This is a genomic window from Marispirochaeta aestuarii (assembly GCF_002087085.1).
GTDB classification, from domain to species: domain Bacteria; phylum Spirochaetota; class Spirochaetia; order JC444; family Marispirochaetaceae; genus Marispirochaeta; species Marispirochaeta aestuarii.
Window position 1 is genome coordinate 102216 of the sequence record NZ_MWQY01000012.1, and the last position, 24486, is coordinate 126701.

At 53.6% G+C, this 24486-nt stretch carries 23 protein-coding genes; 11 read left to right on the forward strand and 12 right to left on the reverse strand.

What is annotated here, in order from left to right; all coding sequences use genetic code 11:
* The first annotated feature begins 52 nt into the window (after positions 1 to 52).
* Complete coding sequence (locus B4O97_RS12040; RefSeq protein ID WP_083051127.1) at positions 53 to 262, forward strand: YgaP family membrane protein; 210 nt, start codon at positions 53 to 55, stop codon at positions 260 to 262.
* Between the two features lie 52 nt (positions 263 to 314).
* Positions 315 to 1400, forward strand: coding sequence for an HD domain-containing protein (locus tag B4O97_RS12045; RefSeq protein WP_083051128.1), 1086 nt, complete (start codon positions 315 to 317; stop codon positions 1398 to 1400).
* Positions 1401 to 1865: 465 nt separating this feature from the next.
* Here B4O97_RS12045 and thrC read toward each other — a convergent pair whose 3' ends face one another.
* Entirely contained in the window at positions 1866 to 3185 is a 1320-nt protein-coding gene (gene thrC / locus B4O97_RS12050) for a threonine synthase (RefSeq protein WP_233143034.1), read from the reverse strand.
* Entirely contained in the window at positions 3185 to 4573 is a 1389-nt protein-coding gene (locus B4O97_RS12055; protein ID WP_083051130.1) for an aspartate kinase, read from the reverse strand. Before B4O97_RS12055 ends, thrC begins: the two co-directional genes overlap by 1 nt.
* 203 nt (positions 4574 to 4776) lie before the next feature.
* Here B4O97_RS12055 and B4O97_RS12060 point away from each other — a divergent pair, with 203 nt between their 5' ends.
* Both B4O97_RS12060 and murA read left to right on the forward strand, forming a co-directional pair.
* Positions 4777 to 5856: a hypothetical protein gene (locus B4O97_RS12060; RefSeq protein WP_083051132.1), complete on the forward strand. Its 1080-nt coding sequence runs from the start codon at positions 4777 to 4779 to the stop codon at positions 5854 to 5856.
* Positions 5857 to 5888: 32 nt separating this feature from the next.
* On the forward strand, positions 5889 to 7172 hold the full coding sequence (murA, locus tag B4O97_RS12065; RefSeq protein WP_083051134.1) for a UDP-N-acetylglucosamine 1-carboxyvinyltransferase: 1284 nt from the start codon (positions 5889 to 5891) through the stop codon (positions 7170 to 7172).
* Here murA and B4O97_RS12070 read toward each other — a convergent pair.
* The 5 genes from B4O97_RS12070 to B4O97_RS12090 all read right to left on the reverse strand — a co-directional run bounded on the left by B4O97_RS12070 (position 7169) and on the right by B4O97_RS12090 (position 11851).
* Positions 7169 to 7576, reverse strand: a complete 408-nt coding sequence (locus tag B4O97_RS12070; protein ID WP_083051135.1) for a J domain-containing protein — start codon at positions 7574 to 7576, stop codon at positions 7169 to 7171. The genes murA and B4O97_RS12070 overlap by 4 nt on opposite strands.
* Positions 7563 to 9284 (reverse strand): hypothetical protein, encoded by a 1722-nt coding sequence (locus B4O97_RS12075; RefSeq protein WP_083051137.1) that lies wholly within the window; start codon positions 9282 to 9284, stop codon positions 7563 to 7565. The genes B4O97_RS12070 and B4O97_RS12075 overlap by 14 nt, the downstream gene beginning before the upstream one ends.
* A complete protein-coding gene (locus tag B4O97_RS12080) occupies positions 9281 to 10222 on the reverse strand; it encodes a hypothetical protein (protein ID WP_143305666.1) in 942 nt (313 codons plus the stop codon). Before B4O97_RS12080 ends, B4O97_RS12075 begins: the two co-directional genes overlap by 4 nt.
* Before the next feature lie 317 nt (positions 10223 to 10539).
* Entirely contained in the window at positions 10540 to 11226 is a 687-nt protein-coding gene (locus B4O97_RS12085) for a response regulator transcription factor (RefSeq protein ID WP_083051140.1), read from the reverse strand.
* Positions 11227 to 11299: 73 nt separating this feature from the next.
* The gene (locus B4O97_RS12090) at positions 11300 to 11851 is read right to left on the reverse strand and encodes an anti-sigma factor antagonist (protein ID WP_083051141.1); all 552 of its coding nucleotides are present in this window, start codon (positions 11849 to 11851) and stop codon (positions 11300 to 11302) included.
* Positions 11852 to 12078: 227 nt separating this feature from the next.
* Between B4O97_RS12090 and B4O97_RS12095 the strand changes: the two genes are divergently transcribed.
* A complete protein-coding gene (locus tag B4O97_RS12095; protein WP_083051143.1) occupies positions 12079 to 12555 on the forward strand; it encodes a hypothetical protein in 477 nt (158 codons plus the stop codon).
* Positions 12556 to 12582: 27 nt separating this feature from the next.
* Here B4O97_RS12095 and B4O97_RS12100 read toward each other — a convergent pair whose 3' ends face one another.
* Complete coding sequence (locus B4O97_RS12100) at positions 12583 to 13680, reverse strand: sigma-54 dependent transcriptional regulator (RefSeq protein ID WP_158084277.1); 1098 nt, start codon at positions 13678 to 13680, stop codon at positions 12583 to 12585.
* Between the two features lie 110 nt (positions 13681 to 13790).
* Between B4O97_RS12100 and B4O97_RS12105 the strand changes: the two genes are divergently transcribed.
* Positions 13791 to 14234: an FxsA family protein gene (locus B4O97_RS12105; RefSeq protein ID WP_083051146.1), complete on the forward strand. Its 444-nt coding sequence runs from the start codon at positions 13791 to 13793 to the stop codon at positions 14232 to 14234.
* Here B4O97_RS12105 and B4O97_RS12110 read toward each other — a convergent pair.
* From B4O97_RS12110 to B4O97_RS12125, 4 genes are read right to left on the reverse strand one after another with little or no spacing between them, the layout of a single operon-like run.
* Positions 14221 to 14973: a WecB/TagA/CpsF family glycosyltransferase gene (locus tag B4O97_RS12110; RefSeq protein WP_083051147.1), complete on the reverse strand. Its 753-nt coding sequence runs from the start codon at positions 14971 to 14973 to the stop codon at positions 14221 to 14223. The genes B4O97_RS12105 and B4O97_RS12110 overlap by 14 nt on opposite strands.
* Positions 14940 to 15710 carry an RsmE family RNA methyltransferase gene (locus tag B4O97_RS12115; RefSeq protein ID WP_083051149.1) on the reverse strand — a complete coding sequence of 257 codons (771 nt, stop codon included), beginning with the start codon at positions 15708 to 15710 and terminating at the stop codon, positions 14940 to 14942. Before B4O97_RS12115 ends, B4O97_RS12110 begins: the two co-directional genes overlap by 34 nt.
* Positions 15710 to 16114, reverse strand: a complete 405-nt coding sequence (locus B4O97_RS12120) for a secondary thiamine-phosphate synthase enzyme YjbQ (protein ID WP_083051151.1) — start codon at positions 16112 to 16114, stop codon at positions 15710 to 15712. The genes B4O97_RS12115 and B4O97_RS12120 overlap by 1 nt, the downstream gene beginning before the upstream one ends.
* Positions 16115 to 16116: 2 nt before the next feature.
* Entirely contained in the window at positions 16117 to 17526 is a 1410-nt protein-coding gene (locus tag B4O97_RS12125) for a S41 family peptidase (protein WP_083051153.1), read from the reverse strand.
* A 137-nt stretch (positions 17527 to 17663) separates the two neighbouring features.
* Here B4O97_RS12125 and B4O97_RS12130 point away from each other — a divergent pair, with 137 nt between their 5' ends.
* The 5 genes from B4O97_RS12130 to B4O97_RS12150 all read left to right on the forward strand — a co-directional run bounded on the left by B4O97_RS12130 (position 17664) and on the right by B4O97_RS12150 (position 24323).
* On the forward strand, positions 17664 to 18137 hold the full coding sequence (locus B4O97_RS12130) for a hypothetical protein (protein WP_083051155.1): 474 nt from the start codon (positions 17664 to 17666) through the stop codon (positions 18135 to 18137).
* Positions 18138 to 19280 (forward strand): P-loop NTPase, encoded by a 1143-nt coding sequence (locus tag B4O97_RS12135; protein WP_083051157.1) that lies wholly within the window; start codon positions 18138 to 18140, stop codon positions 19278 to 19280.
* Between the two features lie 32 nt (positions 19281 to 19312).
* Positions 19313 to 22267, forward strand: coding sequence for a flagellar assembly protein A (locus B4O97_RS12140; protein WP_083051158.1), 2955 nt, complete (start codon positions 19313 to 19315; stop codon positions 22265 to 22267).
* 4 nt (positions 22268 to 22271) lie between these two features.
* A complete protein-coding gene (gene lgt / locus B4O97_RS12145; protein WP_233143036.1) occupies positions 22272 to 23216 on the forward strand; it encodes a prolipoprotein diacylglyceryl transferase in 945 nt (314 codons plus the stop codon).
* Between the two features lie 138 nt (positions 23217 to 23354).
* Positions 23355 to 24323, forward strand: a complete 969-nt coding sequence (locus B4O97_RS12150; protein WP_332890544.1) for a sigma-70 family RNA polymerase sigma factor — start codon at positions 23355 to 23357, stop codon at positions 24321 to 24323.
* Positions 24324 to 24486 lie beyond the last annotated feature (163 nt).

Genomic DNA, 24486 nt, shown 5'->3' on the forward strand with positions numbered 1-24486 from the left:
CCTTCAGGATCTTTGTATATTAGAAGAACAATAATCATTCTGGAGGCTTACTATGAAAAAGAATATGGGTACCCTGGACCGCAGTATTCGAACGATTCTTGCCCTGCTTGTGGCCGTTCTCTATTTTACCGGTCAGATCAGCGGGACTGCCGCAATCATCCTGGGAATAATTGCTGTGGTTTTTCTTCTTACAAGTATTGTTTCTTTTTGTCCCCTGTATACCTTTCTTAAGATCGATACCACTGGAAAAAAGAGGGAATAAAGGGATATATTTCTGCACGTACTACCACCCTTCAGCTTGAAAGGCGGTTATTGTGGATTTTTACAAGAACCTTCCTGCCGGGGTATTTATCGGCTCTGTAAGCGCTCTGGAGCTCTATTACGGAAAAGAGCTGTCCGAACCGGTGAACCTTGTTCTGAGGGGAAGCCTTACGGATGTTGCCCGGGAATTTGACGATGTCGATTTTCCAGGTATAGAAGGCTGCGACGCTGTGGCCCGTTATGAAGGGCATACCTGTTTGATCAGCTGTATCGACGAAGATGAACCCTTTCCCAGAATGCCGTTCTCGGTTCAGAATCTCTATTACGATCCACGGCGAAGGGTCTTTATGGACCCTCTGAATATTTATTATGACATCCGCCGCAGAGAACCCCGTCTGCTGGACGAGGTATGCTGCGATGAACAGACCGTAATCGAAGGCGCTCTGCTCTATTCCCGATTCAAATATCCACGAAACAGGTTTTACAGAGGCCTGGACTACAACTGGGAGCATATCTCAGTTTACGAACAGCGTTTGCTCTTGTCCCGGATACTTAAGGGTAAATACGCCCATCGGGGGCTGGATATCCTGATGCGCACCGGGTTTATTTCCACCCACTGGCCGGAACTGGCCCGTATGGATGCCACCGAACATGCCAAGGAGCATCATCCCGAGGGAAACGCCTGGGAACACACCCTGGAGACCTTCCGGTACCGGAAAAACACCGACCTTGCTCTCTCCCTCGGACTCCTGCTTCACGACGCCGGTAAACCGGCGGCAAAACGGAACGAAGGAAACACCTTTGACCGCCATGCTCAGATAGGAACCGGGATCGCCAGGCGATTTCTGGAACGCCTCGAATTTGAAAGAGACCTGCAGGATGAGGTGGTTTTCCTGGTCCGGGAACACATGCTGCCCGCCTTTATTCCCCGGCTTCCCACCTACCGGACCGAACGGAGCATGTCCTCCCCCTGGTTTCCGAAGCTTCTGGAGCTCTTCCGCTGCGACCTCTCCTCCACATTCCGCGGGCCGGAGAAATACTACGAAGCCTGTACCACCTACCGAAGCTTCCTGAAATACCGGAAGAACCCCTTCAGGACTGCGGAAGGAAAAAAACAGCTGAGACTCTACGTTGAATAGGGGAATTTGGAACAGGTATGGGGAGGATGGGAAAGATACAGTAAGCGCCCATATCCTTATTTCTCGCTGCTACTCCGCGTCTCCCTTCTGCGTTACTCTGCGGCCTCTGCGTGATCCCTTCTCCCTGTAGTGGATCTCTTTTTCCGAATCGAGAAACATGGACAGTAAGAAAACCATGGAGTCGCTGAGAACACGGAGAAACACAGAGGAAGTATGGAACAAAGATGGGGAGGATGGCCAGGATGGGTGTAGAAGTAGAAACTGATGATCCTGAACCTTGCGAGTTACGCACTTAGGTAAATCACAGTCACAACTACTCCGCGTCCCCCTCTGCGCCCTCACCGACCTCTGCGCGGCCTTATTCCTCCGCGTCTCCCTTCTGCGTCCTCACCGTCCTCTGCGTAGTCCTAATCCTCAGCGTTACTCTGCGTCCTTTGCGGTCTCTGCGGCGTATCTTTTCGCACCTTACCCGAAGCTCTTCAGCAAATACTCCTTCAACGCTTCCAGGCTGTTCTCCACCATCACCGATTTCTTCTCGAGCTCCATGACCCCTGCCAGCTGTTCAGGTACAGGGGGCTTTTTGGCTGTGGCCTGCTCCACGATCTCGGTAAATTTTCCCGGAGCGGCTGTCCCGAGGCTTATGATCTGCGGTTTTTCGTTTCCCCGGTAGGCTTCAAGAAAGCGTCTGGATGCCAGGTATCCCACGGCAGTATGGGGGCACAGGAATTCCCCGGTCGCTTTTTCCACCTTCGCAATGGTCTCGAGGGTCTCGGCGTCGGTAACAGTGTCTCCGGTAATGACCGCGCTCATCTCTTCCCAGTCTCCCCCGAAAATTGCCAGAAGGCGTTCGAAATTGCTCGGATCACCCACGTCCATGGCGTTCGAGTAGGTCTGAACCGAGGGACGGGGGGTAAAAATACTGGATTCCAGATACTCAGGGACCACATCGTTTACGTTGGTGGCGGCAATAAAACGTTCGACCTCAAGACCCCAGCTCCAGGCAAGAACTCCCGCAGTCAGGTTGCCGAAATTCCCCGAGGGGACGCAGAACAGAAGGGGCCTCTCATTCCGGGAGACCTGCGCGGCAGCCCAGATATAATAAAAGGACTGGGGCAGAAGCCGACCCAGGTTGATGGAGTTGGCGGAACTCAACAGAATACGATCGATCAGCTCCCCGTCCACAAAGGCCTCTTTAACCATGCGCTGACAGTCGTCAAAGGAGCCTTTAACCTCCAGGGCGCTGATGTTGCCCCCCAGGGTGGTCAGCTGTTTCTCCTGAAGGGGACTGACCCTGCCGGAGGGGTAGAGAATCACCACATCGATATTGGAGGATCCGTAAAAGGCCCGGGCTACGGCACTCCCGGTATCCCCGGAGGTGGCCGTCAGTATTACTGCCCTCTCGTCCCTTCCGGCGAGGATCGAATCCATAACCGCGGCGAGAAAGCTCGCACCGAAATCCTTGAAGGCGCAGGATGGTCCGTGAAACAGTTCCAGAATGGAGAGGTCCTCGTCCATCTTACGCAGAACCGGCGAAAAGGAAAACGCACGCTCGCAGACGGCTTGGGCCTCCTCCCTGCTGAACTCCTGGGGCAGCAGCGTGTGGAGGGTTCTTCCTGCAATCTCGGTAAAAGGGGTATCAGGAGAAAAGGAGCGGAAGAGTTCCCGCAGATCGGGGACTGTGTCGGGATGGTACAAGCCTCCGTCCGGAGCGAGGCCGCGGAATACCGCCTCCTTGAAGCTGATCTTCTTATCCGGCGACCGGGTACTGGCAAAGGCGATGGCCATTACTGTACCTCCTCCAGAAATGCCTTATGCACGGCATTGAGTGCGGCGCTCCGGCTCTCCTGATGAATAACAAAGCTGATATTTCGCTCCGAGGATCCCTGGGCTATAGCGAGAACATTGATGTTGGCCCGACCGAGAGCACTGAAAAGGCGGCCGGAAATTCCCGGGGTACCCCGCATGTTCTCACCCACCACGGCGATAATCTCCAGTTCATTTACAAGCTCGATGCTCTGGATCATTCTGTAGCGCAGTTCCTCCGCCAGTTCGGTTTTCAGCGCGGCTACCGCAAGGGCTGCCTCTTTTTCACGGCAGACCATGCAGATGCTGTGCTCCGAGGAGGCCTGGGATATCATGATGATGTTTACCTTTGCGTGGGCCAGGGCACTGAAAACACGGGAAGCGACTCCGGGATGACCGAGCATGCCGCCGCCTTCGATGTTGATCAGGGCGACATTTTCAATGGAGGCAATGCCGGTAATGGGGGCTGATCCACCTTTGGCTCCGGCTGCGATCCTGGTCCCTGGAACGTCCGGATTCAGGGTGTTTTTAATATAGATGGAGATATTCTTGTCCACGGCGGGAAGCATGGTGTAGGGGTGAATGACCTCTGCCCCGAAATAGGAAAGCTCCATGGCGTCTTCCAGGGATATCTCCGGCAGAACAAAGGCCGTCGGAACGAGCCTGGGGTCCGCTGAGAGTACGCCGTCCACATCGGTCCAGATTTCCACCCTGTCGGCATCGATGGCGGCTCCCACCAGGGAGGCGGTGTAGTCTGAGCCGTTGCGCCCGAGGGTGGTGGTGACGCCCTTCTCGGTACGGGCGATAAAGCCGGTAACGACGGCAATACCTTCCACCTTTGAAAGGGTCTGGCGGATCAGGGGATAACTGGCTTCAAAATCGACCTTTGCGTTGCCGTGGCTTGAATCGGTGACAATCATGCTGCGGGCGTCAACATACTGTGCCGGAGTTCCGCTGGCGCTGAGATACGAGGCAATCAGTCTGCAGTTTATTCGCTCACCGAAGCTCATGATCATATCCATGGTTCTGACGGAACATTCCCTGACCAGTTCAACACCGTGGAGTATGTCGGATAGCTCGTCGAGAAGGGTTCCTATCTCCTTTTCAATGGTTTTCGCAGTATCGTTACCGAAAAGGGCGGCAATGGCTTCCTTCTGCCGGGTTTTTATTTCCTCAACCAGTCGCCGATAGGCGGGATCGCCCTTTTCTGCTGATGTCGCTGCGTCGATCAGCATATCGGTAATACCTTTCATGGCGGAGAAAACCAGGACGACTGGCTCCGAGGAAGCAGCCCTGCGGGCTATATCGCTTACATGCTGAATCTTTTCTGCATCTTTGACGGAACTTCCGCCGAATTTCATGACCTTCATGGGCAATCCTGTTGATAAGTGATTTGATCTGACTATACAAAATTACCGGGTAAAAAAAAAGAGTGGCACATACCCTTCTTCCTTGGTATGATTTGCATCGTATGAGCCTTTTGTACCGGCTTTCAGCAGGTATATGCATTATAACCGTCTCATTTCTCCTTATTCATTGCAGTACAGGCCCCAATGTTGTTCCAGCTGTTCCTGTGCAGACGGATAAGGAGCTGAGTGAAGGGCAAGGCGGGGACCAGGTCTCCGGCACGGGGAATGCTGCGGATCGTTCCGAGGAGCTTTCCGGAGAGATACCTTCTGAAAAGGACCTGCAGAGCTTTGCATCTCTTCTGAATTCCGAAATACGACCGGTTCTGGATTACAACGGCAAGCCCCTGATGGAAACATGGCAGCGGGATGGCAGGATCTATGGTGCGGTACTCTGTGTACAGAATGACGGGGAGTATCGGTTTCCGGTTCTTTCTGATCTTTCACGCATGTACGAACAGGAGTCCCGGCAGTTTTTCTATGTGGCAAACATACAAGGCTACAGAGGAAAGGTGTTTTTAGCCTATATAACGGAGCTGGGGGATTTCCCGGTTATCGATCGCTACTCGGCAGCTCCTTTCGGCAGCGCCTCGGCACCGGTGGCGCTCAATGTGGGGTTCCAGACCGGAGAAGGGGGAGAAGAAATTATCCTGTTCCTCAATGAGCGGGAAGCTGAATCCATCAGACTGCGCCAGAACTCTGCTTCCTATGCACAGCGGCGGGATCTGGACGGAGACGGCATTAATGATGTTCTTCTGTACGAGGCAATTTACGAAGAGGGAACCGGCAAGGAGACCTTTGTATCCTGGTATCGCTGGGACGGTAAGGGTCTTTCCATCTACCAGACCACCACAATAGTCAGAAGACTTAATGAATATCTCCGGGGGGCTGCCGATCTGCTGGAGGAACACAGCTTTGACCGTTTTATCTCCCGTTATGTCGCGCCTCCGGAAAAACAGTCGCTGCTGCTGACCCTTCCCTTTGAAGAGGCTTTTCACCGATTATTCTCCCCGGACAGGCAGATGTCCGTTCACGTTCCCCTGGATCGGGGTGCCTTTGCCTCGATACGGCGGGTAGCCTTCCCGAATATTCTTGAGAATCCCTTTAACGTGGCTGCGAAGGAGTACTCGGTGGAGCTGCCTGTCCATTTTATCGCTGATCGTGATTACCGCTATACCGTTCGTCTTCTGATGGATTCCAATCCCTTCAAGGACCGTCCTTTCAATTTCGTTCCCCGGCAGCCTTGAACAGCATCCAAGGCTAGGATAGATTTCTCAATATGTACAGTTATAAAATAGAGGGGAATATCCCCTTAAAGGGGACAATAAAAGCGAGCGGCAACAAGAATGCCGCCTTGCCCTGTCTTGCAGCCTGTCTCCTGACCGATCAGCCGGTTATTTTACGGAACATTCCTGATATTGAAGACGTTTCGGTAATGCTTCAGATATTGAACACCCTTGGTGCAAAAGCGGAGCATCGGGGAAACGGCACTGTGGCGGTCTGTTGTGCCGACACTCCCAAGTCTGAGGTTCCCGCCGACCAGGCCCGGGATATCAGGGCCTCGATTCTCTTTGCCGGTTCCCTGCTGGCACGGACCGGAAAGGTCCTGCTTCCTCCTCCCGGGGGAGACGTAATCGGCCGCAGGCGGCTGGATACCCACTTCATGGCTTTTTCGGAACTGGGAGCGCGGGTCGAGGTGGACGGAATCTTCAAGCTCACCGCCAACAAGCTGGTGGGGGCGGATCTGTTTCTGGACGAGGCCTCGGTTACGGCAACGGAAAACGCCCTGATGGCATCGGTAACGGCGGAGGGCACCACGGTAATCCGAAACGCCGCTTCCGAGCCCCATGTTCAGGACCTCTGCAACATGCTGAACTCCATGGGGGCTAAAATCAGCGGAATCGGTTCCAACATCCTGACCATCCAGGGGGTTAAAAAGCTTAAAGGTGCCGATTTTTCCATCGGCGCGGACTTCATGGAGGTGGGAAGCTTTATCGGTCTTGCGGCGGTTACCCGGGGAGAGATCGAGATTCAGAATGCCAATCCCGAGCACCTGCGCATGACAAAAATCGCCTTTAACAAACTGGGAATCCACTGGGAGACCGACGGCAGCACCATCCGGGTTCCGGCGGGTCAGAATATGCGGGTCATGCCCGATCTCGGGGGTATGATTCCCCATATCGATGATGCTCCATGGCCGGGGTTTCCTGCGGACCTGACCAGCATTATTACCGTCGTTGCCACCCAGGTTGAAGGAACGGTGCTGGTTCATGAGAAGATGTTCGAATCACGGCTCTTTTTCGTGGACAAGCTTATCGGCATGGGGGCAATGATTGTGCTTTGCGATCCCCACCGGGCTGTTGTTACCGGTCCGTCCCGTCTTCGGGGTGCTGACCTTATTTCTCCCGATGTACGTGCCGGCATGGCCATGGTTCTGGCCGCCCTCTGCGCGGAGGGGACGAGCATGATACACAATGTTTACCAGATCGAACGGGGATACGAAAATCTCTGTGACCGCCTGGCGAATCTGGGTGCGAGGATCGAGCGTATTTCCAATCGTTAATCTTTTCTGCGGGAGTTTATGATTCTGTCATGGGCTTCCCTGATTTTCAGGAATGCCTCCTCCGAGGTTTTTCGCTGGGCCTCGCTCAGATAAAGCCCGGTATCGGGATGAAACTGGGACGCCAGGTTCTTGTAGACCCTTCGTACTTCCGTGAGATTCGCTTCCGGTTTGAGTCCCAGGATTTTATAGTCCTCTTCCCGGGCAGTATGGTCTTCTTTTTCCGGTGTATGCTGTTTACTCCGCGCTTTTTCCCGGGCAGCTGTGAGCTCCCGGCGCAGAAAATCAGCGTACATAAGCCCCAGTATCAGGGTAAAAATCAGGCCGAAGAGAATCGATCCGGATATCAGAAAAATCAGAGCAACCAGTAATATGGGGAGAATGGCCAGGCGCTTATACTGAATCACTCGTGCTTTGTCCTGCAAGCAGAATAAGGCTACCGGTAAAGAGCAGTGCCTGCACAAACAGCATCGCCACGAGGCTCAGCAGGAAACCGCTCTGAAGCAGCAGGTATAACTGCAGGAGCCGGCTGGCATAGAGATACAGGTCTGACAGAATAAAAACGACAACGGGAATCACCGGAAGCAGCAGCACATGATACCATCGGCGACCGAAACGGGCCCGCAGGGCCCAGCCGATGGCGATGCTCAAGGTACCGAATATCAGCAGACTGAAGGGCCGCATACTCCTCATCAAAAGCTCACTCTCCACCGAAGCGGGGTGAAATCCCCGCTCTTCGTATCCCTTTCGCAGGGCAAGAAGCTCGTGAAGGTACTGCAGTTTAAGGGAGGATTCTGTCATACTGTAGCCCGGTATCTCTGTAATCGAGGGAGAGAGAGGCTTCAGGGTTGATGGGGTTCCCCGGGGCGAGCCTTCCAGGTAGACCGGTTCATACACAAGGTCCGGAATGTTCCGGTGTATTGATTTGAGCATGATAAGCGTACCGTCGGATTCTATGATCTTTCCGGCGGGCACTGTAAAGTGGTAGATAAGGTCTCCCCGGGGTGAAATCCCGAGAAATTCGATATCAAACGCATAGGCCAGGGTTCCAAGGGACACAAAACGGTTGAAATAGACAAACTCCCGGAGCTCGGGTTCCGATTTATTCAGAAAGAAGATCCTGTGCCTCCCCGGGATGGGACGTACGTGATCGGTCTCATCGATAAAAAAGGTCTCCTGCCGTACCCGTTTCAGAGCTTCTGAGCTGAAGGTCTGTATATCCCTGTCCAGGGGATACTCGTTAAGCAGATCCGTAAAGAGATAATAGGCCTCAATGGTATTTCCCCGGTTCAGCTGGCTGTACGCTTCGCGTTTGCGGCGGAACAGGTCCCCCGATTCCTTTGCTTCTCTGCTGAATTCTGATTCCTTGATTCTGTTCCAGGCCTCGGCGGCGACCCGTCGGGCATCTTCACGCTGGGGATCGAGCTGCATTGCCATGTCAGCGTAATAGTGGGCGGAGTAATAATCCCTGCGGGCCAGGTACTCCTGTGCTGTAGCTGTCAGTTCCCCGGCATCCTGATTCAGCATCTCCGAGCGCCTGGTTTCCGTTTCCTCAGACCTGGAAAGCCCTTCATCGTCTTCATCAAGCTCCAGGGCGGCAGCGGCTTTTTCCCGGCGCGCCGATACCTCTTCATTATCGGGATCGATGGAAAGATAATAATCGAAGTAGGGCAGCGCTTCCTCGAGCCTGTTCTGAAGGAACAGACGATCGCCCTCCTTCAGGGAGCCTTCGGCGAAGCGGGTGTTCCCTTTGTACTCTTCAAGACGTACCCTGAGGCCGGGGGCAAAACCTTCAGCGAACATGGTATAGACCGCAACAAGAAAGATAAAAATGAGAAGCGAAGTTCCGGTTATCCGGTGGAAATTCAGGGATGAGTTGGGGGTTCCGGAGGCTTTGAAAAAGAAGCTGAAGCTGAGGAGGATTGCGGAAATTGTAACCGGCATGAATGCTTCAATTGTCCTGATGCCGGCTTCGGTGAAGACCCACTGCCACAGGTATCCGGGAAGAAGTTCCGAGGCAGGAAAATGGATAAGACCGAGGATAAAAAAACCGAGATATGCAAGGAAGTTGAAGAGCAGAATGATTAAAAGCAGGCGGCGACCGACGTTTTTCATCTGCCCGTCTCGTTTTCGGGGAAGCGGCGGAAAGGAATGAAGATAAGGTCCCAGAGAACAAGCACCGCTCCCGCTCCTGTGAAGATGTAGTGTATAACATCGGTTAACCTGCGCTCCGGGACAAATGCCTTGAACAGCTCCTGAGCCTCAGATCCCAACAGCAGGGCCGAGAGAAATACAACGATTCTCATGACAAAGAGCAGATAGACCGCATTCAACAGTGGCCAGGAGGTAAAGCGTCCAAAAATCCAGCAGGCGCATATCAGAAAGCCGAAGGAAGCAATAACCAGCACCGCCTGATATAACGATCTGCTGTAGCTGTAGGCGAAAAAAGAGCTGATCACCGTAAAATCCTGAAATATTCCTCTGATAACAGGCGGGGTCTGCAGGGCCTCGTTGAAGAAAGGATTTTTTGGTATGCGATCAAGGGATATGTTGCCCAGGCTCACCACTTTGTCGCTGACCTCCTGGATTTTCCCCGCCGTCAGGTTCAGATTACCGGAAACGGACATAATTACCCCAGGATCACCCTGAGTAAAGGATTTCTCGATGTAGACAGCCCCATCCCGGTAGGAGTGGATTTTTCCCGGGATCTCCACCGGGGAAGAAACCCGTCGCGGCAGGGGCTGATAGGGACGGAGGTACGCGATCTGCAGGAAAAGCAGGCCGGAAAAACTCAGCCAGAGAGCGATGAACATCAGCCAGGGAATACCTTTGCCTCCCTGCAGCATCAGGATCAGAATTACCAGAGCGACAAGGGATGCAGGAACCAGTACTGCGTACAGGCTGCGAAAAATAAGCCCGGCATGTTCATGCATCCCGGTAATCTGCATGGGGTTTTCGCACCAGCTGTACACATAGACGCCCAGTGTAAGTATAAAAGCGCATAACAGGTAGATGAGAAGATACTTTACAGGAATAAGAACTGTCCCTTTCACTATGCTCACTTCGAAACGAATCGTAGCATGAGGACCGCCCCCTGACAAGCATTCAAAATGTAATACGCACAACTTATCCACATTGGATTTCTGGTACATCTACTAAGGTTTGGGAACAGAAATTTACTATTTCTTTGTATAGCGTGCAGAACTGCAATGGAGTTTTTGAAGATATGGGTTTAATTCATTATCCAGAAAGAACTTATTTGTCCTGCCGTGTTCGCCCTGTACAGGCACGCTTTCAGCAAAATGCTTATGCTGTATGTATTTAGCTGTTATCCGGAACTTATTCAGAACTTATCCACAATCTATTCAGATCAGCGGAGCATATAGCCCCCGGGACGGCAGGTCAGGATGACAGTACGAACCTCCGGAGGGAGGGCTGCTTTCATTTTTTTCCGCAGTTTTGCGATATGCATGTCAATTGCCCGGGATTCTTCACGGTGGACTCCCCACAACAGGTAAGACAGCAGTTCCTTTTCCACACGCTTCTGCCGGTTTCGTACCAGGGTTCGCAGTATCGTTTCCTCCGCAGGACTCAGTATTGCACTTCCCCCGGGACCCAGACATTCGTTGTTTCTCAGACGCAGGTCTCCCCAGGGGTAATCGAGGTTGACGGCATTACGAATCTGCTGTGCTCTGGTCAACAGTTCCCGCTCGTCCCAGGGTTCCTTGAGATAATCGCTGCAGCCGGCAAGAAAACTGCCCGGAAGGCCGTAGGCGGGTCCATATACAAAAACAGCTTTTCCCGTCAGGAAAGGAACCGATCGCAGCCAGAACAGGCAGCTGAGGGGAATTAAGTAGAGATCTATCCGTGTGTCTGTGAGGGGTTCATCACTGAAGCAGAAGGCGATTCCTCTGTTTTCGCGGGCAAACAGATTCAGTCGAAGCTCCAGTTCTTCTTCCCGGGGCGCCAGATTGACAAGAATTCCCTGGGAAACTCCTGAGAAGAAAGAGGTGTATACATTCTTTTCGGGGATAAGTCCGGATTGATCAGCTTTCACAGGTTTTTACAAATATACTTTTTCAACATTACAATAAAATTCAAGAAAACAGGAGAACAGGTCTGTTTTTTCTCTATCCCAGAAATACCTGCCCTGAATTGTCGATGGCCAGAATGGTTTTGCACTCGGAGCAGCGAAAACGTCCCGATTTGGTCGCCTTGAGTTTCTTGCCGCAGATCGGGCACTGGAAAATCTTCGGAAAAACATCGGTGGAACCGCTCTTTCCATCGGAATTGAAAAAATCAACCGCTTCGTTGAGATTGTCCTTGATGTTAAAGAACTGAGAGAAACCGAGGAGCTGAAAAACTTCGTATACCTTGGGCTGGATCTCCAGCAGGACCAGATCGCCTCCCCGGGGTTTTACCGCCTTGAGAAATGCGGTAAACGAGCCAATTCCCGTACTGGAGACATAGTTGAGACCACCGCAGTTAAAAATCAGCTTGGTATAACCGCTTTCTACAGCCCGGGTAACTCTTTTTTGAAAGAAGTTGGAATTATAGGTGTCGATATATCCTGTAAGATACAGCACCAGACATCCGTCGACGGAGTCGACTTTCTGCAGGCGGATCTTGAGGCTGTCGTCCTTTTCGTCGTCAAAACCAGCTACAATGTCGTTATTGCTCATGTGACCTCTTTCATCAGAAATGGAATTCCTCAGACTATGCTAATAGTATAGGGCTCTCCATTCTTTGTCAAATTATTACCACATATTCCCGAAATTACAAGACATTTATCAGTATTATCCGGGAATCCCTATAATCTTTTCATCGGCTAAAGTCTGCTTCATCTTAACTGCTTACTTGACCGGTAATAAGCTAAGGACGTAAGATTATTGCAAAGGGGGAGTAACCTATGCTGCGATCTGTTCTCCTTGTACTGCTGATTGCTTTATGCGGGATCTCTGTTTCGGCGGAAACTCCGTTCCAGGCGCTTTCGGATATCCTGGATCTGGAGGCTTCCCTTAAGGCCGTGAGCACCGATCCGGCTCTTATTGAGGAGCTGCGGGATAATCAGCGACTGGTACTCTTTACCGGGACCATCGCCGCCAGAAAGATAATCAACGGAGACGAGGCCGATTTTATCGGGGAACTGGAGCTGATAGATGGAGAATGGCACGGGACAAGCGCCGTCTCCATGTATAAAAGCTACCTTCGCCTCGAGGGACCCCGGTATTACGGAACGATACCCGAACGGCGAAGCCGCCGGCAGGACCCCAGGGAGATCGAAACAAACACCCGCTATCTGGTTATCGGGGAGGTTATTGATCTCCGGCGGGAGGACAGGGGGGTTTTTCCTGTCATTAATGTGATGTTTCTGCGCCGGATATAGTGCCTCAATCCCATGGCCCCTCCTGTATCAGCTGAACAGCAGGTCTTCTCCCCGTATCAGGTCGGATTCTGCAATCAGCGCTGCCCGGGTAAGACAGGAGCTGAGCTGACGAATGTTTCCCGGCCAGTCATAATCCAGTAAACGGTCCATTGCCCGGTGATCCAGGCGTTTATCCTTTTTTCGGAGAAGGTGGAAGGTCAGGAGGGGAATGTCCTCCTTTCGTTCCCGCAGCGGAGGGATGTGGATGGGGAGAATATTCAGGCGATAGAAGAGGTCTTCCCTGAAGCACTTTTCCGTGACCATTTCTTTCAGGTCCCGGTTGGTGGCGGCGATAAAGCGCGTATCCACGCTAACCGGTCTGTTCGAACCCAGGGGGTGAAAAACCCCCTCCTCGATAACCCGCAGCAGTTTGGCCTGATGGTCCATGGGGAGTTCTCCGATTTCGTCCAGGAAAAAACTTCCTCCGTTGCTGAGTACCAGTCCGCCCGCCCGGTCTACGGCCCCCGTGTAGGAGCCGGTTTTTGTTCCGAAAAGCTCGGACTCGATCAGGGCCGGGGGAATGGCGCCGCAGTTCCGGAAGCAGAAAGGTCCATCTCTGCGGGGTGAAAGCTTGTGAATAATCTCCGCCGCAACCCCTTTTCCCGTGCCGCTTTCGCCGCTCAGTAATACTGGCTGGTTTGAGGCGGCGAACTTTTCCATCAGCTGTTTTACCTGCCTGATTGCGGTACTTTCTCCGAGGAAGCCGTCAAATACCGAATTTTCGCCGCAACACAGGGGTTCCGTGTTTCTGCATAAAAGTTCCGTGCACAGCCTGGTTATTGTACCGGGTTGGGGCGGATCAGGAAGCCAGTCATAGGCCCCCAGCTTCAGGGCCTGTACAATCGAGTTTACCTCCGAACGGGGGGCCAGGGCCAGAATCGCCGGGGAAAATGCCTTTCTGCGGATTTCCTTGAGAACTTTCTGCCAGTCCCGTATACCGAGATCGAGAATGACAGTGTTAAAGGATTCATGACCCCGGCAATCCTCGATGGAGCGGCACACTTCGGTACAGGAAGAGGGAGGCACCATGGCATCAATGAGGGAGGATGTAAGTGTATTGTCTGTAATAATCAGTAGTTTCAACATTTTTAATTGCATCCATAGTACACCATAACTCGGGATTTTGCAAGTAATTGGTCAGTCCACAGCGTTTTTCTGATTGACATGGAGGCTGGCTGCACGCGAGAATAGAAACGATGATCACCGAACGCCCGCTTCTCGGACTCTTTGACCGCGCCGCCATATACCGGCTTTTTTTACTTGTTCTTGCAGTTTCTCTGCTCTTTATCGCTGAAATAAGCCTCTATGCCCGGGCTTTTTCCCTCTTTTCTCTGGACCTGGTTCTGGCTGTTACAGCGGGAACCGGTTTTCTGGCCTTTTTCTGGCTCGTGCTGATGGTACGGCGACTTCTTAACCGTATCCTTAAGGAGATCCGGACGGGGGTATTTCCGGAGCAGCTTGTCGTCCGTCTTCTGGGGGTCATATCCGGGGGGCTTCTGCTGTTGCTCCCGGGCTTTATTACCGATTTCCTTGGTCTTGTGATACTCCTGAGTTTCCTCAAAAGGCTTGCCGGCAGGATACTTCTGGCTGTCTACGGAGAGAGGATCAAAGGCGCCTACGAGTATCTCAAGCTTTCCTGATGCGGGCAGAGAGCATTGCGAAGCTGAAAAAAAGGTAAGCGAATCCACGCAGCGTCCGCCACGGGCGTTTCAGGAGAAGGGGCAGCACATAACGGCCTTTCTCCCAGGATTCCCGGGAGATTCTTTTCTTTTTCCCGGCAAAAATTTCAAAACAGTCGCCGCAGTAGATGTATATTCCCTCCGAGAGTCTGTCACGGTTCTCCAGAAGCCATTTTTCCCGGCCCTTGATGCCCCGGCCGGTAAGCAGCAGGGACGGCGATGCCTTGCGAATGGCCAGAAGAATATTCTCCTCCGCCGGCCGCTTGTAATGACCCGCGCAGCGCCCCACGATATTGAGACCCGGAAAAGAGGTACGCAGGTTTGAAGTGGATATCTGGATATTACCGTGGGTTGACCCCAGAAGGTAGACCGATTTCCCGTAACGCTCCAGGCAGCCCAGAAGCTTGATAATAAAATCAAAGGGCATGTAGGTGGCGGGTACCGGCCGTTTGAGAAAGCGGCATACCCGTCCTGTTCCGCGGGTAACGGGGATAACCAGGCTCGCTTCCTGGAGAATGCGGGCGCGCTCATGACTGTGCCGGGCCCGGATAAGGTCCCAGGTCTCCACCAGAACTATCTGGTGTTTTCCTCCCCGTTCCAGCATCTCCCTGACTGCAGCGTCGAGGTTCTCCTCCGGCAGATCGTGTACCGGTACGGAAAGAAAATCTATGCGCCGTGTTCCGGCGACTTTAACTGCCATCTCCCTGACTCCCGCAGAATAGTCTGTACCGCCGCGACAGCGTAGATGGCCGCGGTTTCGGCCCGGAGTACGCTGTCTCCCAGGTAGATCGAATCATAATGCAAGGAAGAGAAAAGTTCCAGTTCCTTATGGGAAAATCCGCCCTCAGGGCCGATCAGAAGCCCGATCCTGCCGGATGTGTTCTGCAACAGTCCGTGCAGACCAGAATCCCCCAGGGGTTTCTCGTGAAAAAAAAGGACCGTATCCAGGTCCCTGGTAGTTGCTTTCAGGTCTTTGTGCCTTATGGGGAGCAGTATTTCCGGGGGGATCCCTGTTCCGCTCTGCTGCAGAGCTTCCCTGGCGACTTTTTTCCAGCGTTCCTGTTTACGCCGGAAGTCCCCGGGCTCGAGCCTGACGCTGGAATGATCACTTAGAAAAGGGACAATCCTGCGCACACCGCATTCCGTTGCCTGCCGCACAACCTGGTCCATCTTTTTCCCCCTGGGGATACCAAGGATGAGACTCAGCTGGAAGTCCGCCTCCGGTACTTTTTTGTTCTGCGGACGAATCTTCACAGAGGTGCTTTCGCTGTCCATGGACAATATGCAGCAGTCAAAGCGTCTGCCGGCGCTGTCGAGGGCCGGAAATTCGATTCCGGGACTCAGGCGCAGCACCCTGCTCAGATAATGGTGTTCCCCGCCGGTCAGAACGAGGTCCTCCTCGCCGGACCAGGAGGGGGGCAGCACAAACTGGCGCATCAGGCAGATGGTATAAGCTGTACAAATACCGAGCGGTTCCGGGGACCGTCAAACTCGGTCAGATAGATTCCCTGCCAGGTCCCCAGGGTCAGTCTGCCGTCGTGTACCGGAATCGAAACGCTGGGGCCCATCATGCTGGTCTTGATGTGGGCTGCGGAATTGCCCTCCGCATGGGCGTAGCCGTCCTGAAAGGGGACAATCCTGTTCAGTTCCATCAGCATGTCCCGCTGTACGTCGGGGTCGGCGGCCTCGTTTATCGTAACTCCGCAGGTGGTGTGGGGGATGTAGACGAGGCAGATCCCCTCCCGGAGACCTGCGTCGGCGACAATCCGTTTTACCTGGCTGCTGATATCCATGAATACGGTCTGCCCGGTGGTTTTTATCTTGAAATTGATAAAAGACATAATTACCGCACCTCCCCGGACTCGAGCATCTCCACAGCCCGCTGAAGAACCTTGTCGAACTCCAGGTCGTAGACCGGAGGAAAATCCATGCGGCGGTTGTATTCGCTGCGGACAAGAAAACGTATGTCCCGTTCATCGAGACTGATCCCCTGGTTCCGGAGTCTGTCGATAAAGGCGTCTACCTTCTCCGGGTCTTCCCGGGGATTCTCCTCCACAAAGGAAACGATGGTGTTGTTTTCGAATATCTGCTGCAGAGACGCCTGTTCCTCTTCACTCAGTTCTTCCGGGGGTATACCCAGATCCGGCTCTACTCCGACCTCATCCACGCTGATACCCGCCGGGGTGTAGTAGCGGGCAATGGTCAGTTTGAATCCGGTTTCTCCGAACTCTCTGACCCATTGAACGGATCCCTTGCCGTAGGTGGTTTCACCGATCAGGTATCCCCGGCCGGAATCCTTCATGGCACCGGCAAAGATCTCCGACGCAGATGCGGATCCCTTGTCCACCAGCACAATTACCGGTACCGTCTCCGGGATTTCCGTGGAAGAATCCGCGGTAAAGCGCTTGTTTTCGCTGGGAATCCGGGAACGGGTACTTACGATAGTCCCGGAATCGAGAAAGAGGTCCGCCACATCGACGACGGAATCAAGCAGACCGCCGGGGTTTCCCCTGACGTCGACGATAATGGACCGGTATCCCCGCTCTTCAAAGAAGTCGAAGGCCTCCCGTACCCTGTCGTCGGTATAGGGGGTCCAGTCGACGATGCGGAGGTACGCGATAGTGCCGATCATATCCTGCTTTATGGTGGGAACCTCGATAATCGCCCTGGTAATGGTAACATCAAAACTGATGGAATCCCGTCTGAGGATCTTAACCTTAACCTCTGTTCCCGGGGGGCCTTTCAGCTTGTCCACGACCTCGTCCAGGGTCAGTTCTTCGGTGGATTCTCCTTCCACGGCAGTGATATGGTCCCCGGCATGGATGCCGGCCCGGTACGCCGGGGCCCCTTCAATGGGCGAGACAACCTCGACGTACTGTGGATAGGGCCGCCGGGGGGTGGGTTCCAGCTCCAGGGAAGGATCCGGCTTGGATATGATCAGACCTACGCCGCCGAAGCGTCCGGTGGTGGTGTTGCGGAGCAGCCGCATATCGTTTTTCGTCAGGTAGACCGAATAGGGATCGTCGAGGCTTTCAAAAAGTCCCTTGATGGCTCCCATGTAGAGGGTTTCCGGGTCTATTTCCTCCACGTAGTTATCCTGTACGTATCTGAACAGAAAATTGAACATGTTCAGGTATTCCTGGGTATTCTCGGTCTGGGATTCCGCTGTCAGAACCGGGTTTGACAGGGCAGAAAACGAGATAAAAACCGCCAGGACGGTGGCCATGATCAGCAGTACAGGTTTCAGTTTCATGGTGCCTCCTCTATAGATCCTCTATAGAATAGTGTAGCCATTATCGCAAAGAAAATCACCTCCTGAAAGCCTCTTAGCCCTTCAACCTTGACTGGTCCAACTTGACTGGCGTAAGTGCTGTACGTACAATCGATACTATGATGCGACGTCCCTGGCTGTTTCTCGGTGAATTTGTATGGGAAATCCTGCGCCTGGCGCTGGTTTTCAACCTGGTTGTGTTACTTGCCAACCGGGAAGGTTTTTTTGATACCGCTGCTCTCCTGTTTCTGCTGGGTATTCCCGGAACAATCTACCCCGTCGGGATCCTGGCCCTCTTTTTCGAGCCGGACAACTCAAGCCTCCGCATGATCCTTGCCCTGGGCAAGGGCCTGATGGTTTTAACTGAAGCTGTTTTACTGGGACTCGTTTCTGTTCTGGGGACCTTTCTCTCCCAGGTATTTCCTGCTCTTCTTTCACTGCGGCTCCCGGCATCCCTTGGTCCTGCGATTCTGATTCTGCTTGTCGCCGATTTGCTTTTCTTCTTCCTTCTGTTATTATTTAAAACGTCCCTCTCCGGGTCCGGAGAAAGGGGCATTCCCGAACCGCCGATCGTGGAAATCAAGGAGGAGTAGATGCAGGTTTTGCCAATAGCAAGCGGTAAAGGCGGAGTCGGCAAGTCTCTGGTTGCGACGAACCTGTCCATCGCCCTGGCCCAGGCGGGAAAGCAGGTCGTGCTGGCGGATCTTGACCTCGGTGCCTCCAATATTCACCTGGTCCTGGGCCTGGGATCGGTCCGGGAGGGCATAGGAACCTATCTGGAGAATCCCGGAAAAAAGATTAACGATGTTGTCATCGATTCAGGTTACGAAAACCTGCGTTTTATTCCCGGAGATGCAGAAATCCCCGGTATTGCGAATATTAAGACTTCCCAGAAAAGGAAGCTCCTGAAGGACCTTGGGTCCCTGGACGCGGATTACCTGATAATGGACCTGGGGGCGGGAACGAATAATAATATCCTCGATTTTTTCCTTTACTCAGGGCAGGGAATTGTGGTTACCGCTCCAACCCTGACGGCGACCTTGAACGCCTATCTTTTTCTGAAGAATGCCATTTTCCGGATCATGAGCAACTCCTTCAAACGTAATTCCGCCGCCTGGGACTACCTGGACAAACTGCGGCAGGATGGGCAGTCCCTGCAGAAGGTCTATGTCCCCAAGCTGCTTGAGCGGATGAGCGCCGAGGATCCGGAAGGATTTGAGGTTTTCGAACGCAAGATGAGTCTTTTCCATCCCGGTCTCATCATGAACATGCTGGATGATCCCAAGGAGGGTGTCCGGGCACAGAAGATCCGGCGCTCCTGCAAGGAGTACCTTGGTCTGGATCTTGAACACCTGGGAATAATCTACCGTGATCATCTGCAGGATGTAGCCCTGAACTCCCGGCTGCCTATTATTGCCTATAAACCTCAGACGGTCCTTTCCCAGGCCATCTATCGTATTGCCGACAAGATTCTGCAGCAGGAGGGGGAAAACACCGGTCCCCTGGACTATATGACCCTGGATGACTCCTATTTAACCGCCGAACTTGAGGCGGAAATAGATTTTGACGCCAGGGTTTTTGAGATGGAGGGGATGCTCAATTCCGGCGCCCTCTCCTATGGGGATCTGGTGGAAACCATCAAATCGCAGCAGTATGAGATTTCCCAGCTGCGTAAAGAGAATGCTCTTTTAAAAAAGAAGATAGTAAGCCTGATGCAGGACAGACAGGATTTTTAATCCTGCCAGGCTGGGACAGGTAAGAGAGAAGAATGGCGGCGAAGGCAGATTCTGGAGCTTTTCAATTAATTGTTGATGAAACAAAACTATCCGCCGGTATACGATTCACCCCCCGGGCTGAAGGTGCCGAATATTCTGCCGAGGATCTCAGGAACTTTCTGACTGCCCAGGGAATACGTCAGGGAATTGACAATAAGGCCCTGTCCGAAGCCGCTGCACGTTTTTCCGAAGGGGAGGAGTCGGAAGCCGGAATGCTTGCCCTGGGGGAAGCCCCCCGGGATCCGGAACCGGCGCGGTATGAGTGGGAGGATCTTCCGGTCCCGGAGGATCTGAAATACGAGGCTTCTCTCGTGCTGGATAATGCCCCTCCTCCCGAAATTTTTCAGACCAGGACGGAAAAGGTTAAACGGCACAGGACGGTCCGAAAAAAAGGGCTTCTTCCTTTTATGCCTGTCAAAGAGAAGACCGTCGAAGTTGTAGAAAAGCTTGAAAAACAGGAAAAGGTTTATGTCGATCCCCGCGTTCTGGCTTTCGGCTGGTGTGAAAAGGATGCACGCATAGGAACCGTTCAACCCGGGAAGCCCGGGACACCGGGGGTCAATGTTTTCGGTCAGGCACTGCCTCCTAAAGTCGACAGCCGGTCCTTTTTCTGCGGCCAGGGGATACACCTGGAGAAGGGAACCTTGGTTGCCGGAGATTCCGGTTTCTTTCGCCGGGGAGATAACTGGATAGATCTTGTTCCCTATACCCTGCATCAGTGGGATGTCTCCCTCTCAGAAGACCGAAATACCTGTTATCTGGACTTCAATCCCGGATTCAAGGATGCGGCTCCCCCCGCGGCGGAGGATATTGTACACGCAGCCGTGGAACTGGGATATCCAAAGGAAAAGCTCCTGGCAAGTCAGGATATCCAGAACATGATTGCCGAAGCCGTAAAAGCCGGAACGGCCCTGAGAAAGCAGGGAATCTCCGTGGATGAAGACGGCTGGTTCGCTGTTCGGGTCTCCGAGGATAAACTGAAGGCACACCTTTCCATACGCAAACGCCGGGGAGGTGGCAAGCCCCTGGTTTTGAAAGAGGTCGGCGCGGCCATTGTCCAGGCAGGGTTCAAGGGGCTGGATAAGCCTGCGGTTCAGGCGGCTATCATGGAGTTTTACCGCGGTCCAGAGGCTGAAATGCGGGACTATGTTCTGGTGGAGGGAAAAGCCCCGCTTGCCGGCGATGACGAGAGTTTTTCGTTAAAGGTTACTTCCCTGGCCCAGGCGGATATGTCCGCCATTATCGGGCGGGCCGAACAGCTGCGCAGGGACGGGCTGATCGACCTGGAATCCTGGAACATCTTCCCCCCGGAGAAGGTCGAAAAGATGGCCCTTGTACGGGCAGAGCAGCTCGTGGGAGAGATAGTCAAAGGGAAGAACGGCGAGGCGGGAACCGATGTTTTCGGTGCCAGGATCGAAGCTCCAGCCGGAAAGAAGGCGCCTCTTCACGTCTGTGAGGGACTGCGCATAGAGAAGAACCTTATTGTGGCCGAGTCCGACGGAGTTCTGGAGATCGGCGAACAGGATGGTACTACCTACCTGCGTCATCACCCTCATAAAAGCGCATCGGTGTCTGTACGACTCTCCGAGGACCGGATGAAGGCCGTATTGACGGTCAGCCCTGTGGAAGGGACAGGTTTTCCCGCCACGGAGGAGGATATCCGGGAGGCCCTTAAGAAAGCCGGGGTGAGTCAGGGGATTGATGAGGAACTCTGTGCGCGGGTCTGTGCCCGGACCTCCCGGGGAGAGGCTGTAAGCGATATGGTCGTGGCGCGGGGAAGAGCCCCCCGGGATGCAGGCAGGGTGGAGGTAGACTTTAAAATCGACTTCGCCAGTGGAAAAGGGGTAACCATAAACAAGAAAGGGCAGGCGAATTATCGCAGCCAGGACCGCATGACCACCGTCAATGAGGGGGATTTGATCGCCGAGGTGCGGGTTCCCCAGGGGGAATCGGAACCCGGCTGGGATGTAACCGGTAAAACCCTGAACTCCCGCGAGCTGAAGCAGATTCCCCTGGAAGCGGGGGAGCATGTCGAGGTCCGGGAGGAGGAAGCCGGGCTAACCCGATTTTACGCTTCCGCTTCCGGAGAACTTATCCGGGAAAAGAACCTCATCAGTGTGCGCAATGTCTATACCATCGCCGGTGACGTGGATATGAAGACGGGTAATATAAAGTTCTCGGGTCCGGTCCAGATCAAAGGCTCGGTAATGCCGGGTTTCGTTGTCTTTTCCACCGGTGACGTGCAGATCGGAGGGCTCGTGGATGCGTCTCTGGTTTCCTCAGAGGGCTCCATATACATCGGGCACGGGGTCAAGGGAGGGGGAAAGGCCGTGCTGCGGTCGAAAAAGAACGTATATGCCGGTTTTATCGAGCAGGGACATGTAATGGCCGTGGGAGATATCGTCGTTAAGAACTCCTGCCTGCGTTCCTCCCTTCGCTGCAACGGCAAACTGGTTTTGAAAACCGACAAGGGAAACCTGAACGGGGGAATAGTCAAAACCCGGCAGGGAGCGGAGGTCCAGAACCTGGGAAACCCGAACGGTGTAAAGACCCAGGTCTCCTTCGGCCAGGATTATCTGGTAGCCGACCGCATTCAGGTGGAGGAGAAAGAGATTACCCAGACCCGGGACAAGGTAATAAAGCTGGATTCAATATTGAACCGGCTGGAAAAGGCGGGGGAGACGGAAAAACTCCATCGGGCCCGGCAGGAAAAGCTGAAGTTTATCAAGCTTATTGAAAAGCGCAGCCTGCGTCTTTTTACCCTGCGGGAAAAGTATGAAGAACACTACCCCTCCGAGGTGGTTGTGCGGGGCAGCCTGTATCCGGGGGTGGTGTTCGAGAGCCACGGCCGCTATTACGAGGTGGACAAAGCCGAATCCGGGGTCGTGGTTTTCTTCGATTCCAGGGTGGGCAAGATCCAGAAAAAGCCGATCAGTAAAGAGGAGTAGGTTTATGTCACTACCGCTGGCCTATCTGCAGTTTCCCGACTGGATATCTCCGGTCATTTTACCCGGCCTGCCCTTTCGCTGGTACGGCCTCATGTATCTCCTTGCCTTCGGGACCGCCTACCTCCTGGTGCGGTATCAGGTTCGAAGGGAGGAGCCGAAACTCTCCACTGATATTGTGGCGGACCTCTTTTTCTGGATAATCCTCGGCCTGCTTCTGGGTGGACGCCTGGTTTCTACCCTGATTTATGATACTTCCGGTATCTACTGGGTCAAACCATGGCTGATTTTCTGGCCCTTCGATGAATCCATGCGCTTTGTGGGGCTTCAGGGGATGTCCTACCATGGCGGCCTGCTGGGCGGAACCATCGGAGGAGTCCTTTTTTGCCGTCGCAGGGGGCTCTCTCCCTGGCTCTGGGCAGACAGGATTGCCCTGGCTGTCCCCCTGGGGTATACCTTCGGACGTCTGGGCAACTTCATCAACGCCGAGCTCTACGGCCGTGTTACCAGCGCCCCCTGGGGGATGGTCTTTCCCGGGGCCCCGGAATTTCCCCTCTCCGTCGACTGGGTGGCCGCCATGAGCCGCGAACTGGGTCTGGCAGCGGAGGGAGGCGTAAATCTGCCCCGGCACCCGAGCCAGCTGTACGAGGCTTTCGGTGAGGGGGTCCTTCTCTGGCTCTTTCTCTGGTTCATCATCCGGAAGCGAAAGAGTTTTAACGGATTTATAATGGGGTGGTATCTGATAGGGTACGGGGCTGTCCGCTTTGTAATTGAATACTTCAGGCAGCCCGACAGCAACCTGGGCTTTATAGTCGAACTGGGTTCTCCCCATTCCATCTATCAGACCGGAAGTTTCCTGAATTTCACCATGGGACAGCTCCTGTGCACTCTGATGATTCTTGCCGGGGCAGGGGTCCTGATTTTCGCCGGACATCGCTCCCGGAAATCCTGATTCTTATCGGGGATTCCCCGATGCCAGGATAGGGGAATCCCCGAAAAACAGTCTCAAGAATCCCTGATTGCGGGTTCGTGCTTTCCGCGTGATTATTGATCTGAGATCAGACCAATTTGGTTGCGCAGGAGCATGATCATGATGAATACGGCACAGGTTTCCCGGATTGAGAATGATGACTATTATGGCATCGACAGCGATCCCCTGGCCCTCTATCTGCGGCAGATTGCCGGATACCGCCTTCTCAGTAAGGCTGAAGAACTCAAGCTCGGGAAGGACATCGTGGAGCTTCGAGGACAGATAAAAAGCCTGGATAATGATCTGAGCCGCGGTACTATTGATTCTGCGGATTATCGTGCCCTTCGGAATTCCCTTGAGGCTGAGCTTGGGCTTCTGAAAAACCGCATGATAACATCTAACCTGCGGCTTGTGGTCTCCATCGCGAAGAGGTATCAGCACCGGGGTTTGAGCCTGCTGGACCTTATCGACGAAGGCAATATCGGTCTCATCGAGGCGGTTGAACGCTTTGATTATACCAGGGGCTGCAAATTCTCCACCTACGGCACGTGGTGGATTCAACAGGCGATCATAAAGGCGGTAGCCGATAAAGGCCGGACCATCAGGATTCCGGTCCATGTTCTGAACTCCATCAGAAAGTGTTTTTCCGTCTCCAAGTATCTGACCCAGGAACTGGGGCGTGACCCGCAGCTTCAGGAACTCGCCGATTATATGGATGTTCCCGAGGAAAAGGTCAAGCAGTTCATGGAATACACCGTTGATACCGCCTCGCTGGATACCACCGTGGATGACGACAACGCCACGAGTCTCTCCGACCTGGTTCGGGGCGACGAGTATGCCGAGCCCTTCGAGTCGGTATTTTCCAATTCCCTGCGGGATATTCTCGACCGGGTGCTGGACCAGTTGAGTTCCAGGGAACGAAGGATCCTCGAGCTGCGTTTCGGTCTTGGCAGTCAGGCGCCCCTGACTCTGGAGGAAATCGGAAGCCGTATGGGAATTACCCGGGAGAGGGTACGGCAGATTCAGAACAAGGCAATCGAAACCCTGGGGACCTTTTCCGCTATACAGGAGCTGCGGGAAGTTTTGTAAAGGGCTGGAGAAATTCGACAAGTCTTCGTTTTTTTGTCAAATCCCTTTGAAATTTTCCGTTAAATAGACAACACTTACTAAAGGGATACTCTGAAAACACCACATATCAAGATATAGAGGTGTTTTTGGAACCACCCTGGGAACGGACCAGTTGTGGCCCGGT

Coding starts and splice junctions, on each gene's coding strand:
- B4O97_RS12040 (WP_083051127.1), top strand. CDS start 53: ATGAAAAAGAATATGGGTACCCTGGACCGCAGTATTCGAACGATTCTT.
- thrC (WP_233143034.1), bottom strand. CDS start 3,185: ATGGCCATCGCCTTTGCCAGTACCCGGTCGCCGGATAAGAAGATCAGC.
- B4O97_RS12055 (WP_083051130.1), bottom strand. CDS start 4,573: ATGAAGGTCATGAAATTCGGCGGAAGTTCCGTCAAAGATGCAGAAAAG.
- murA (WP_083051134.1), top strand. CDS start 5,889: ATGTACAGTTATAAAATAGAGGGGAATATCCCCTTAAAGGGGACAATA.
- B4O97_RS12075 (WP_083051137.1), bottom strand. CDS start 9,284: ATGAAAAACGTCGGTCGCCGCCTGCTTTTAATCATTCTGCTCTTCAAC.
- B4O97_RS12090 (WP_083051141.1), bottom strand. CDS start 11,851: ATGAGCAATAACGACATTGTAGCTGGTTTTGACGACGAAAAGGACGAC.
- B4O97_RS12095 (WP_083051143.1), top strand. CDS start 12,079: ATGCTGCGATCTGTTCTCCTTGTACTGCTGATTGCTTTATGCGGGATC.
- B4O97_RS12100 (WP_158084277.1), bottom strand. CDS start 13,680: ATGTTGAAACTACTGATTATTACAGACAATACACTTACATCCTCCCTC.
- B4O97_RS12105 (WP_083051146.1), top strand. CDS start 13,791: ATGATCACCGAACGCCCGCTTCTCGGACTCTTTGACCGCGCCGCCATA.
- B4O97_RS12110 (WP_083051147.1), bottom strand. CDS start 14,973: ATGGCAGTTAAAGTCGCCGGAACACGGCGCATAGATTTTCTTTCCGTA.
- B4O97_RS12115 (WP_083051149.1), bottom strand. CDS start 15,710: ATGCGCCAGTTTGTGCTGCCCCCCTCCTGGTCCGGCGAGGAGGACCTC.
- B4O97_RS12120 (WP_083051151.1), bottom strand. CDS start 16,114: ATGTCTTTTATCAATTTCAAGATAAAAACCACCGGGCAGACCGTATTC.
- B4O97_RS12125 (WP_083051153.1), bottom strand. CDS start 17,526: ATGAAACTGAAACCTGTACTGCTGATCATGGCCACCGTCCTGGCGGTT.
- B4O97_RS12130 (WP_083051155.1), top strand. CDS start 17,664: ATGATGCGACGTCCCTGGCTGTTTCTCGGTGAATTTGTATGGGAAATC.
- B4O97_RS12135 (WP_083051157.1), top strand. CDS start 18,138: ATGCAGGTTTTGCCAATAGCAAGCGGTAAAGGCGGAGTCGGCAAGTCT.
- B4O97_RS12140 (WP_083051158.1), top strand. CDS start 19,313: ATGGCGGCGAAGGCAGATTCTGGAGCTTTTCAATTAATTGTTGATGAA.
- lgt (WP_233143036.1), top strand. CDS start 22,272: ATGTCACTACCGCTGGCCTATCTGCAGTTTCCCGACTGGATATCTCCG.
- B4O97_RS12150 (WP_332890544.1), top strand. CDS start 23,355: ATGATGAATACGGCACAGGTTTCCCGGATTGAGAATGATGACTATTAT.